Below are 11,608 nucleotides of genomic sequence, written 5' to 3'. Positions count from 1 at the left end.
CGTGGAGTCCCTCGCCTCGCTCCTCGACGGCTTCGGCACCGCGCTGACGCCGCTCAACCTGCTGTGGGCCGCCGTCGGCGTGCTGCTGGGCACCGCCATCGGCGTACTGCCCGGCATCGGCCCGGCGATGGCCGTCGCGCTGCTGCTCCCGGTGACCTACGGGCTGGACCCGACCGGCGCGTTCATCATGTTCGCCGGGATCTACTACGGCGGCATGTTCGGCGGCTCGACCACCTCGATCCTGCTCAACACCCCGGGCGAGAGCGCGGCCGTGATCGCCGCCATCGAGGGCAACCCGATGGCCCGCGCCGGACGCGGCTCGCAGGCCCTCGCGGCCGCCGCGATCGGGCACTTCGCGGGCGGCATGATCGGCACGCTGCTGCTGGTCGCGCTGGCCCCGACGGTCGCCTCGCTCGCCGTCGACATCGGTGCGCCCGACTACTTCGCGATCATGGTGCTCGCGTTCATCGCCGTCACCTCCGTGCTCGGTTCCTCCCGGGTACGCGGCTTCGCCTCGCTGCTCATCGGCCTGACGCTCGGGCTCGTCGGGCTCGACCAGATGACCGGCCAGCAGCGGCTGACCTTCGGCAGCCTCCAGCTCTCGGACGGCATCGACGTCGTCATCGTCGCCGTCGGACTGTTCGCGATCGGCGAGGCGCTGTGGGTCGCGGCGCACCTGAACCGGAACGCGGACGAGGTCATTCCCGTCGGGCAGCCCTGGCTGGGCAGGGACGATCTGCGGCGCACCTGGAAGCCGTGGCTGCGCGGCCCGCTGATCGGCTTCCCGTTCGGCGCGATCCCGGCGGGCGGCGCGGAGATCCCGACGTTCCTCTCGTACGTGACCGAGAAGCGGCTGTCGAAGAACCGGAAGCAGTTCGGCAAGGGCGCCATCGAGGGCGTCGCGGGCCCGGAGTCGGCGGCCTCGGCCTCGGCGGCCGGAACCCTGGTGTCGATGCTGACGCTCGGGCTGCCCACGACGGCCGTGGCCGCGGTGATGCTCGCCGCGTTCCAGCAGTACGGCATCCAGCCGGGACCGCTGCTCTTCGAACGCGAACCGGAACTGGTGTGGGGCCTGATCGCCTCGCTGTTCGTCGGCATGGTGCTGCTGCTGGTGCTGAACCTGCCGCTGGCCCCGGTCTGGGCGAAGCTGCTGCGCATCCCGCGCCCGTACCTGTACGCGGGCATCCTGTTCTTCGCCGCGGTCGGCGCGTACGCGGTGGGCGGTGAGGCGACGGATCTGCTGGTGCTGCTCGCCATCGGCCTCATCGGGCTGATGATGCGGCGCTTCGGCCTGCCGGTGCTGCCCGCCGTCATCGGCGTGATCCTCGGCCCCTCGGCCGAGCAGCAGCTGCGCCGCGCGCTCCAGATCAGCGACGGGAGCGTGACGGGCCTGGTCAACACCCCCTTCGCGGTCACGGTCTACACGGTGATCGCCCTGCTCCTGGCCTGGCCCTGGCTCCGCCGCCTCGCCGGACGACGGCGGTGACGCCCAACGGCCCGTCCACAGAGGGCAGTTGACCGGAACGGAAGGACGAGGAGGCCCCGCCCGGGCGGACCGGGCGGGGCCTTTCCGTATGCGCTTCACATGCTCACTTAACGGTGTTCTTGACGGGGGCCTTAACGCCTCCATTACCCTTTCTTGGGATTGCCGACGACCTCGGACGCACGCACCACGGGTGCATATCAGGGCAACAACGGACAACAGGGCACCTCGCAGCGGGCCGCCGGAGGTCGTTTGTTAAGCTAAGTATTGACGTTTCCTTGACGCGCCCTTGAACGAGCCGTCCGGACGCCCAGGAGGAGCCATCCGCTTGTCGACGCCCGCCAGACCCGGCCCGTACCGGTCCCTGACCGCCCCGACGCTCCGCCACAGCAACGGCGGGGTGTGACGACGATGGGTCACGCAGAGACGCTGATAGCCATGGGCGGTGCGTTCGTCGCCGCCGCGGTCCTCGCCCGCCTCGGCGGCCGCATCGGCCTGCCGACGATTCCGCTGTTCATCCTCGCCGGGATACTCCTGGGGCCGAACACCCCCGGGTTCGTCCTGCTCAAGGACCCGCACGAGCTGGAGATGCTCTCCGCGCTCGGGCTCGTCCTGCTGCTGTTCTATCTCGGCCTCGAATTCCACATGGACGACCTGAAGACCGGGGGCAAAAAGATGGCCCTCGCGGGCGGCGCGTACCTCGCGCTGAACGTGGGCGCCGGTCTCGTCTTCGGCTTCGCGCTCGGCTGGGGCACCTCGGAGGCCCTCGTCCTCGCGGGCGTACTGGGCATCTCGTCCTCGGCGATCGTCACCAAGGTCCTCGTCGACCTCGGGCGTCTCGGCAACCCGGAGACGAAGCCCATCCTGGGCATCATCGTCGTCGAGGACATCTTCCTCGCGCTCTACCTCGCGGCCCTCCAGCCGGTCCTCTCCGGCGCGGACGACCTGGCCGCGGCCGCCGGGCAGATCGGCAAGGCGTTCGCCTTCCTGCTGGCGCTGGCCATCGCCGCGCGCTACGGCACCCGGATCATCGGCAAAGCCTTCGCGACGAAGGACAACGAGCTGCTGGTCATCTCGTTCCTCGGGGCCGCCGTACTGGTCGCGGGCATCGCCGAGGAGTTCGGCGTCGCGGACGCGATCGGTGCCTTCATGGTCGGCCTGATGCTCGGCAACACCGCCTCCGGCGAGCGGATCAGGGAGCTGGTGCACCCGCTGCGGGACGCCTTCGCCGCGATCTTCTTCTTCGGCTTCGGGCTCTCCATCGACCCGGGCGACCTGCCGATGGTCTTCTGGCCCGTCCTCGTCGCCGTCCTGGTCACCGTCGTCATGAACGTCCTCGCCGGTCTCGCGGCCGCGAAGATCTACGGCTTCGGCGCGCAGCCGACGGCGAACATCTCGACGACGCTGCTGGCGCGGGGCGAGTTCGCGCTCATCCTCGCCACGATGGCGGCGGCCGCCGGACTCGACGACCGGCTCTCGCCGTTCATCGCCGGGTACGTGCTGATCCTGGCCGTCATCGCGCCCCTCATCGCGGGCCAGTCCGCCTGGCTCGCCCGGGTCCTGCCCGGCGGCAAGGGGGCGTCCGAACAGGCCGCACCGGAACCGGAACTGGCGGAGAGCCCACGCTGAGCCCTTCGCGGGGTGCGCTTGGCTTCGCGGGATGCGGGGCTGCCCCGGTCGGTGCGTCGCCGGGTGCGGGGGCGTCGGGGCTTTGCGCGCAGTTCCCCGCGCCCCTGATCGCGGGCTCACCCCGCTTGGGAGGTCTGCGCCAGAGGCGCAGGGCTGGCAAGCGCAGCGCGCCCACCACGGCGCGGGGTGCTCCATGCCGTCACCGGGCCACCCCGCCGCCGTGGCCGTTCGCGCAGTTCCCCGCGCCCCTTATCGCGGGCCCGCCCCGGCGCGGGGTGCTCAACCGCCGTCACCGGCCCGCCCCGTACGCCGTGGCAAGCGCAGTTCCCCGCGCCCCTGACGGGGCGCACCGCGTCAGGGCCGGGCGTGGCGCCCGCGGCCCGAGCGGCCGCGCGGCGGGTTGGCCGGCGGCATCGGCCCGGGGCCGGGGTGCCCGGGCCCGCCGGAGGCCGGGGGCATCGGCGGCGCGACCGGCAGCGGCTGCGTGCTGTCCGCCGGCTCGGCACCGTACGCGGCGGGCTCCGGCGCCGCGACGGACGCCGCCTCGGAGGCCCCCTTGCGCCGCGCCCGCAGGAACTCGATCACGATCGGCACCACGGACAGCAGCACGATCCCGACGAGGATCGCCTCGATGTTCTCGCGCACGAAGTCGATCTGCCCGAGCCCGGCGCCGAGCAGCGTCACGCCCGCGCCCCAGAGCACGCCGCCGATGATGTTGAAGATGACGAAGGAGCGGTACCGCATGCCGCTGACGCCCGCGATGATCGGCGTGAAGGTGCGGACGACGGGCACGAAGCGGGCCAGGACCAGGGACTTGGGGCCGTGCTTCTCGAAGAACTCGTGCGCCTTCTCGACGTTCTCCTGCTTGAACAGCCGCGAGTCGGGCCGCTTGAAGAGCGCGGGGCCGACCTTCCGTCCGAAGAGGTAGCCGACCTGGTCGCCGAGCACGGCGGCGATGACGATCAGGGTGCACATCAGCCACAGCGGCAGGTGCAGGTACTGGTCGGTGGCCACCAGCAGGCCGGTCGTGAACAGCAGCGAGTCACCGGGCAGGAAGAATCCGATCAGGAGCCCGGATTCGGCGAAGACGATCGCCAGGATTCCGATCGGCCCGAAGGTCTGGATCAGAAACTCCGGGTCCAGCCAGCTGGGTCCCAGCGCGAGGTTCACGGGGCAGGCTCCTCATCAAGGCACGCGAAAAGTGCGGCGGCGGCGGAGTAGGACACGCTACCAACGCCGGGGCACTCTCCCCGCGTCTCCGGCCCGGCGCCCGCACCGCGACGGCCGCGCACCGAGGCGTCGGGGGCACACGCGTCACGAGCCGTCGAGATCCGGCGTGCGCAGCGTATTGACAGCGTGTCAACAACTCTTACTGTTGGGTAACCAGCGGTAACGGCGCTCCGCGCCCTCGGACCCGCCGCTGCCCCGGCGCCCGCCGGGCCCTCGCTTCGTGCCGGAGGAGCACCGCCATGAGCAGCACGGAAGAGCGCGACGACCTGGTCCTGCAGCCGCGGGACGTGCGGTTCGACTGGGCCCGGCTGCCGATGCACTGGATACCGGACGAGCCGATGGCCACGCACGTGATCAACGTGCTGCACCTGCTGCTGCCGGAGGGCGAGCGGTGGTTCGTCCGGACGTTCCAGGAGGTGCTGCCGCTGATCACCGACGAGGAACTGCGCGAGCGCGTCCTCGGGTTCACCGGCCAGGAGGCGATCCACGCCGAGGCGCACCAGGGCGTGCTGGACCACATGGAGGCGCACGGGCTCGACCCGGCGCCGTACGTGCGGCAGGTCGAGTTCCTCTTCCACCGCGTCCTCGGCCCCCGCCCCGGGCGCACCGGGACGCGGCAGCGCGAGGACCTGATCGAGCGGGTGGCGATCATCGCGGCCATCGAGCACTTCACCGCCTTCCTCGGCGACTGGGTGCTCAACGCCGAGGGGCTGGACCGCGCCGGGGCCGATCCGACCATGCTCGACCTGCTGCGCTGGCACGGCGCGGAGGAGGTCGAGCACCGCAGCGTCGCCTTCGACCTGCTCCAGCACCTCGACCCGGGCTATCTGCGCCGGGTGCGCACCATGGCCATCGGCGGTCCCGTCCTGGTGCACCTCTGGATCCGGGGCGTCCGCTTCCTGATGACGGCCGATCCGCAGCTCGTCGCGGCGGCCCGGCCCACCTGGCGCGGCTACGCGCAGGCCGCCGGGCGCGGGCTGCTGCCGCGCCTCGGGAACTTCCTGCACTCCGGTTCGCGGTACCTCAAGCCCGCGTACCACCCCTCGCAGGAGGGCTCGACGCGGCAGGCCGTCGCCTACCTCGGCTCCTCACCGGCCGCCCTCGTCGCCGCCCACTGACCGCACCCGCCCGGACGACGCCCGCAGCACAGGCCGACGAGGAGCCCGATGAGCAGCTCTCCCCTCCCCCACGACGGTCCGCCCCCGGCCGTGCCCGCGCCGCTGGGGCCGGTGCAGACCACGCCGCCGCCCGACCTGTACGGGCGGGGGCGCAGCGACCGGTTCATGCGGTTCCTGGACGCGGTCGTCGGCCTGTACATCCCGGTCGCCAACCGCGGGGACCGGTACGGCCGGCGCGGGCAGCGGGAGACCGGCGGCCCGCGCGAACTCGTCGTCGCCGACCGCGAGTTCACCGCCGAGGACGTCCTCTCGCTGCGGCTGGTCTCCGCCGACGGCGCCCCGCTGCCGCCCTGGGGCCCCGGAGCGCACCTGGACCTCACGCTGCCCTCCGGGCGGAAGCGGCAGTACTCGCTGTGCGGCCGCCCCGAGGACCGGTACGCGTACCGGATCGCGGTACGCCGGATCGAGGGCGGCGGCGGGGGCTCCGTCGAGGTGCACGAGCGGCTGACGGCCGGTGCGAAGGTCACGGTGCGCGGGCCGCGCAACGCCTTCCCCTTCGCCGAGGACCGCTCCGTCCTGCTCCTCGCGGGCGGCATCGGCATCACGCCGCTGCTGCCGATGGCCCGGGCCGCGGCGCGGCTGGGGCTGGACTGGCGGCTGGTGCACACCGGGCGCAGCCGCGCGACCATGCCCTTCGCCGCCGAGCTGGAGAAGCTCGACGCGGGCAGCGGCCGGGTGGAGATCCGCCCGGACGACGAGTACGGGGTGCCCGACGGCGCGCGGCTGCTGGCCGGCGTCTCCGAGGGGACGGCCGTCTACTGCTGCGGGCCCGAGCCGATGCTGGCGTCCGTGACGGCCGCCTTCGGCGCATCGGCCGCGACGGCGCTGCACTTCGAGCGGTTCGCGGCGGCCCCGGTCCAAGGCGGGCGGCCGTTCGAGCTGGAGCTGCGGCGGAGCGGCGAGGTGCTGCCGGTCGGTGCGGACGAGTCGGCGCTGGACGTGCTGCTGCGCCGCGATCCGGCCACGGCGTACTCGTGCCGCCAGGGCTTCTGCGGGGTGTGCACGGTGCGGGTGTGCTCCGGCGAGGTCGAGCACCGGGAGAGCCGGGCCGGCGAGGCGGAGCGGGCCGACGGGCGGATGCGCGTCTGCGTCTCCCGTGCTCCGGAGGGCACGCGGCTCGAACTGGACCTGTGAGCGGCCCGGTTGCGGCGGGCCGCGGGTACGCGCCTGGACGGAGGCACGTACCGGGTGGGACGCGGTCCTGCGGGCGTCCTGGCGGGACGTGCGCGGGCCGCGTGCGGGGGCGGCTCGGTCAGGCCGCGTGCAGGCGGCGGGCGGCGGCCTCGGCCCGGCGCACGACCTCCTCGGTGTCGACGTCGAGCAGTTCGCCGCCGGCCTTGCGCGGGCGGCCGTCGACGAAGACGTGACGGACGTTCCCCGGCTGGCCGTTGAGCACCAGCTGGCCCGTCCAGTCGTTGCGGGGCGCGAAGTTGAGCGTGGCGGGGTCGATCACCAGGACGTCGGCGCGCTTGCCGGGGGTGAGGGAGCCGACGCGGTCCGCCATGCCGATGCACTCGGCGCCGCCCAAGGTCGCCATCCGCAGCACCTGTTCGATGCCGGGGTAGATCTTCGCGTCCTGGTGGACGGCCCGCTGGAGGCCGACGGCCGCCTTCATGACGGCGAACATGTCGGAGGTGTCGTTGGTCCCGCCGTCGTGGCCGAGACCCGCCTTGACACCGAGGCGGCGCATCTCCGGCAGGCGCATGACGCCGGACGCGAGCCGCATGTTGCTCAGCGGGCAGTGCGCGACGCGGACGTCGTGCTCGGCGATCTCGGCCAGTTCGCGGTCGTTCAGGTGGATCGCGTGGTTCATCAGCAGCCGGGGGCCGAGGGAGCCGGCCTCGCGCAGGGCGCGGATCGGCTCGCTCCCGCGGTCGGTGCGGTGTTCCAGCACGTGCGGGTTGAGCATCAGCCCGAGGTCGTCGGCGACGCCCTGGAGGGTGCGCAGTTCGCCGGCCAGGTCGGTGCCCGCGTGCGCGGCGACCTGGGCCGAGGCCAGCGGGAGCGGGTCGAGGAGTTCCTTGCGCACCCGGGGGATCAGATCGGCGTCCTTCTCCTCCTGCTTCATGGCGTAGACGAAGCGGAGGCCGCTGTCGTCCAGTGCGCGGACGTAGCGCTCGCTGGTGTCGAAGGGGATGGCGTGCACCCAGTCGACGACGGTGGTGACGCCGGCCTGGAGGGCGTCGAGCGCCGAGATCCGCACGAAGTGGTACATGTCCTCGGCGGTGATCTTGGGGAGGGTGGGCCGGTTGCAGCCCGCGAGCCAGCCGACCACGTCCTCGTCGGCGCAGCCGCCGCGGATGCTCGACTGCCAGAAGTGGTTGTGCAGGTCGACGAATCCGGGCAGCACCAGCTGTCCGGTGACGTCGACGACCCGGGCGCCGCGCGGTGCGGTGAGCCCCGTGCCGACGGCGGAGATCTCGCCGTCGCGCAGCAGGACGTCGGCCTCGCGCACCGAGCCGAGCGGCCCCTCGCCGAGCGCGGGGTCCATGGTGAGCACCAGGTCGGCGCCCCGGAGCAGGGTGTCGCGTGCGCCGTCCGGGCGGGACGGCCCTGACGGGGTGGCGGGCCGGGCTGCGGCCGGGGTGGCGACGCCGAGCGAGGCGGCGCCGAGTCCGGCGAGCACGCTGCGTCTGTTCGGCTTGGGCAGGGACTTGGACGGGGACGGGGACGGGGGCTTCGAATGAGCCTTCGGTTGAGTCATCCCGGCGTTATAGCGCGCCGCCACATGCGCACCACAGATCACTTCCGGCCCATCTGACGCTTCGTCATTCCACTGCACGGACAGAGGATTCCGTGAAGCGGGCAGCCGGAGCCTACCGAACTGCCGTACGCGCGCCAGGTGTTGGCGCGCGTACGACCCCTTGTCGATACACCCGTGCACTGGATACGTTCCTGTATCGAGAGGGGTGAGGGCACATGGGTGCGGAACCGGTGCCCCGGCGGGTGTCCGCGCGGCGGGCGCTGACCCGGCAGCGGCTGCTGGACGCCGCACTGGAGACCTTCGCCGAGGAGGGCTTCGGTCGCTCCACCGTCGAGCGGGTCTGCGAGCGCGCGGGCTACACGCGCGGCGCCTTCTACTCCAACTTCTCCTCCCTGGACGAGCTGTTCCTCGCCATGTGGGAGCAGCGCTCCACCGCGATGCGGGAGGACCTGCGCCGCACCCTCGCCGAGGAGACGGCGGCCGCCACCCCCGAGGAGGCGCTCCGCTCCGCGCTCGCGGCCGTCCCCGTCGACGACGCCTGGTACCGCGTCACCGCCGAGTTCACCGCGCACGCCCTGCGCAACCCCGCGCTCCGCCGCGTGACGGCGGCCCGCGAACACGCCGTCCTGGACGCGCTCGTGCCCCACGTCGTGGCCGCGCTCGCCCGCGCCGGACGCCGCGTCCCCGACGAGGCCGCGCTCGGGCACGCGCTGGTCGCCGTGCACGACGGCACCACCGTGCAGGTCCTGCTCGAACCCGAAGACGCGGCCGTACGGCGCCGCCGCGAGGAACTCTTCCGCACCGTCCTGTACAGCTACAGCGTCCCGGACCCGGACCTCCCGGCGCCGGACTGACGCCGCCCGGAAGCCCAGCCCCCGAGCCCGAAGCCCCAGCCAAGGAGCCGCAGTGAGTGAGGACGCCGATGTCATCGTCGTGGGAGCCGGGCTCGCCGGGCTCGTCGCGACGTACGAACTGACCCGCGCCGGGCGCCGCGTCCTGGTCGTGGACCAGGAGAACGAGGCCAACCTGGGCGGGCAGGCCCACTGGTCCCTCGGCGGCCTGTTCCTCGTGGACAGCCCGGAGCAGCGCCGCATGGGCGTGAAGGACTCCTACGAGCTCGCGCTGGAGGACTGGATGTCCTCCGCCGGGTTCGACCGCGAGCGCGAGGACCACTGGCCGCGCAAGTGGGCCGAGGCGTACGTGCAGTTCGCCGCCGGGGAGAAGCGCGGGTACCTGCACGAGCTGGGCCTGCGGCTGACCCCGACCGTCGGCTGGGCCGAGCGCGGCGCCGGCACGGCCACCGGGCACGGCAACTCCGTCCCCCGCTTCCACCTCACCTGGGGCACCGGCCCCGAGGTGGTGCGGATCTTCCGCGAACCGGTGCTGGCGGCGGCCGGGCGCGGGCTCGTCCGGTTCGCGTACCGGCACCGGGTGGACGAGCTGATCGTCGAGAACGGCGCGGCGGTCGGTGTGCGCGGCAGCCGCCTCGCGCCCTCCCGCGAGGCGCGCGGGGTCGCCTCGAACCGGGAGGTCCAGGGCGACTTCGAGCTGCGCGGGCAGGCCGTGCTCGTCACCTCGGGCGGCATCGGCGGCAACCACGGCCTGGTGCGCGAGAACTGGCCGGCGAAGCGGCTCGGCCCGCCGCCCGCCTCGATGGTCACCGGCGTCCCGGCGTACGTGGACGGGCGGATGCTGGGGGTGAGCGAGCGCGCGGGCGCCTCCGTCGTCAACCGGGACCGGATGTGGCACTACACCGAGGGCGTGCGGAACTGGGACCCGGTCTGGCCGGGGCACGGCATCCGGATCATCCCCGGCCCCTCCTCGCTGTGGCTGGACGCGACGGGCAACCGGCTCCCCGCGCCGCTGTTCCCCGGGCACGACACCCTCGGCACGCTGCGGCACATCGTCGGCACGGGGCACGAGCACACCTGGTTCGTGCTCACCCGGTCGATCGTGGAGAAGGAGTTCGCGCTCTCCGGCTCCGAGCAGAACCCGGACATCACCGGCAAGGACCTGAAGCTCGCGCTGTCCCGCGTGAAGAAGGGCGCCCCCGGACCGGTGCAGGCGTTCCTCGACCACGGCGAGGACTTCGTCGTCCGGCCGACCCTGGAGCAGCTGGTCGAGGGCATGAACGCGCTGGTGCCCGAGGGCGGGCCCCGCCTCGCGTACGACCGCGTCGCCCGCGAGGTGCACGCGCACGACCGGGAGGCGGCCAACCCGTACTCCAAGGACCTCCAGCAGATGTCGGTGCTCAACGCGCGCGCGTACCGCTCGGACAAGTACACCCGCGTCGTCCGCCCGCACCGCTTCCTCGACCCGGCGCACGGGCCGCTGATCGCGGTCCGGCTGCACCTGCTCACCCGCAAGACCCTCGGCGGCCTGGAGACGACGCTGGACTCGCAGGTCGTCCGGCCCGACGGCGAACCCTTCGACGGGCTGTACGCGGCGGGCGAGGTGGCCGGCTTCGGCGGAGGCGGCGTGCACGGCTACAACGCGCTGGAGGGCACCTTCCTCGGCGGCTGCGTCTTCTCCGGCCGCGCGGCGGGCCGCGCCCTCGCCCGGAGCCTCGCGTGAGCGCCGGGAAGCGCGGGACGGCCCTCGTCACCGGCGCCTCCTCCGGCATCGGCGCCGCCGTCGCCGAACGCCTCGTCGGCGAGGGCTGGTCGGTGTACGGGACGAGCCGCGCCCCCGAGCGGATCGAGACGCCCGTGCCCGGCGTCCACTACCTGCCGCTGGACCTCGCCGACGCCGGTTCGCTCACCGAGTGCGCCAGCGCCGCCGGGGCGGTGGACGTGCTCGTCAACAACGCGGGCGAGAGCCAGAGCGGACCGCTGGAGGAGCTGCCGATGCCGGCGGTCGAACGCCTCTTCCAGGTCAACGTCTTCGGCGCGGTCCGGCTCACCCAGCTCCTGCTGCCCGGGATGCGCGGGCGCGGGTACGGGCGGGTGGTGATGGTCGGCTCGATGCTGGCCAGCTTCCCGCTCGCCTACCGCTCCTCCTACGTCGCCTCGAAGGCCGCGCTCAAGGGCTTCGCGAGCGCGGCCCGCCGCGAGGAGGCCGGGTACGGGGTGGGCATCACCACCGTCGAGCCGGGCGCCGTCAGCACCGGCATCGGGGAGCGCCGTACGCACTACCTCGCGGACGGCTCCCCGTTCGCCGCCGAGTACCGGACGATGATCCGGGCGCTGGACCGGAACGAGCGGGGCGGCGTGCCCGCCTCGCGGGTCGCGGACACCGTCGTCCGGGCGGTCGCGGCCCGGCGGCCGCGCCCGCTGTACGCGGTGGGCAGCAACGCGCCCGTCTCCTTCGCCCTGCGTCGCCTGCTGCCCCGCACGGCGGTCGAACGCGCCACGGCCCGCCGGCACGACCTGCGCTGAACGCGCG

Annotated in this window: 9 protein-coding genes; 7 read left to right on the top strand and 2 right to left on the bottom strand. The window is 73.3% G+C overall.

Annotated elements, in window-relative coordinates; genetic code table 11:
* The first annotated feature begins 1 nt into the window (after position 1).
* Together HCC30_RS11650 and HCC30_RS11645 are read left to right on the top strand one after the other, a co-directional pair.
* The gene (locus tag HCC30_RS11650) at positions 2-1,486 is read left to right on the top strand and encodes a tripartite tricarboxylate transporter permease (protein WP_169442381.1); all 1,485 of its coding nucleotides are present in this window, start codon (positions 2-4) and stop codon (positions 1,484-1,486) included.
* A 435-nt stretch (positions 1,487-1,921) separates the two neighbouring features.
* Entirely contained in the window at positions 1,922-3,112 is a 1,191-nt protein-coding gene (locus tag HCC30_RS11645) for a cation:proton antiporter (RefSeq protein WP_206323739.1), read from the top strand.
* Positions 3,113-3,466: 354 nt separating this feature from the next.
* On the opposite strand, the gene HCC30_RS11640 is transcribed toward HCC30_RS11645, so the two are convergent.
* Entirely contained in the window at positions 3,467-4,282 is an 816-nt protein-coding gene (locus HCC30_RS11640; protein ID WP_169442379.1) for a VTT domain-containing protein, read from the bottom strand.
* Positions 4,283-4,581: 299 nt separating this feature from the next.
* On the opposite strand from HCC30_RS11640, the gene HCC30_RS11635 reads away from it, so the two are divergent.
* Both HCC30_RS11635 and HCC30_RS11630 read left to right on the top strand, forming a co-directional pair.
* Positions 4,582-5,460, top strand: a complete 879-nt coding sequence (locus tag HCC30_RS11635; RefSeq protein ID WP_169442378.1) for a metal-dependent hydrolase — start codon at positions 4,582-4,584, stop codon at positions 5,458-5,460.
* 48 nt (positions 5,461-5,508) lie between these two features.
* On the top strand, positions 5,509-6,654 hold the full coding sequence (locus HCC30_RS11630; protein WP_169442377.1) for a PDR/VanB family oxidoreductase: 1,146 nt from the start codon (positions 5,509-5,511) through the stop codon (positions 6,652-6,654).
* Between the two features lie 118 nt (positions 6,655-6,772).
* Here HCC30_RS11630 and HCC30_RS11625 read toward each other — a convergent pair whose 3' ends face one another.
* The gene (locus HCC30_RS11625) at positions 6,773-8,224 is read right to left on the bottom strand and encodes an amidohydrolase family protein (RefSeq protein WP_169442376.1); all 1,452 of its coding nucleotides are present in this window, start codon (positions 8,222-8,224) and stop codon (positions 6,773-6,775) included.
* A 215-nt stretch (positions 8,225-8,439) separates the two neighbouring features.
* Here HCC30_RS11625 and HCC30_RS11620 point away from each other — a divergent pair, with 215 nt between their 5' ends.
* Genes HCC30_RS11620 through HCC30_RS11610 form a run of 3 tightly spaced genes read left to right on the top strand, consistent with a single transcriptional unit; the run spans position 8,440 to position 11,601 of the window.
* Positions 8,440-9,078, top strand: coding sequence for a TetR family transcriptional regulator (locus HCC30_RS11620; protein ID WP_169442375.1), 639 nt, complete (start codon positions 8,440-8,442; stop codon positions 9,076-9,078).
* 52 nt (positions 9,079-9,130) lie between these two features.
* Positions 9,131-10,798: an FAD-binding dehydrogenase gene (locus tag HCC30_RS11615; protein ID WP_169442374.1), complete on the top strand. Its 1,668-nt coding sequence runs from the start codon at positions 9,131-9,133 to the stop codon at positions 10,796-10,798.
* Positions 10,795-11,601 carry an SDR family oxidoreductase gene (locus HCC30_RS11610; RefSeq protein ID WP_169442373.1) on the top strand — a complete coding sequence of 269 codons (807 nt, stop codon included), beginning with the start codon at positions 10,795-10,797 and terminating at the stop codon, positions 11,599-11,601. The genes HCC30_RS11615 and HCC30_RS11610 overlap by 4 nt, the downstream gene beginning before the upstream one ends.
* Positions 11,602-11,608: the final 7 nt, after the last annotated feature.

It is taken from the genome of Streptomyces sp. HNM0574 (assembly GCF_012726235.1).
Classification (GTDB): domain Bacteria; phylum Actinomycetota; class Actinomycetes; order Streptomycetales; family Streptomycetaceae; genus Streptomyces.
Note: the sequence above shows the minus strand (reverse complement) of the source record. Positions and strands in the feature narration are given on the sequence as shown.

What these genes read in the sequence shown, in the direction of transcription:
- HCC30_RS11635 (WP_169442378.1), top strand. Translation starts at nt 4,582, where the DNA reads ATGAGCAGCACGGAAGAGCGCGACGACCTGGTCCTGCAGCCGCGGGAC.
- HCC30_RS11645 (WP_206323739.1), top strand. Translation starts at nt 1,922, where the DNA reads ATGGGCGGTGCGTTCGTCGCCGCCGCGGTCCTCGCCCGCCTCGGCGGC.
- HCC30_RS11630 (WP_169442377.1), top strand. Translation starts at nt 5,509, where the DNA reads ATGAGCAGCTCTCCCCTCCCCCACGACGGTCCGCCCCCGGCCGTGCCC.
- HCC30_RS11620 (WP_169442375.1), top strand. Translation starts at nt 8,440, where the DNA reads ATGGGTGCGGAACCGGTGCCCCGGCGGGTGTCCGCGCGGCGGGCGCTG.
- HCC30_RS11625 (WP_169442376.1), bottom strand. Translation starts at nt 8,224, where the DNA reads ATGACTCAACCGAAGGCTCATTCGAAGCCCCCGTCCCCGTCCCCGTCC.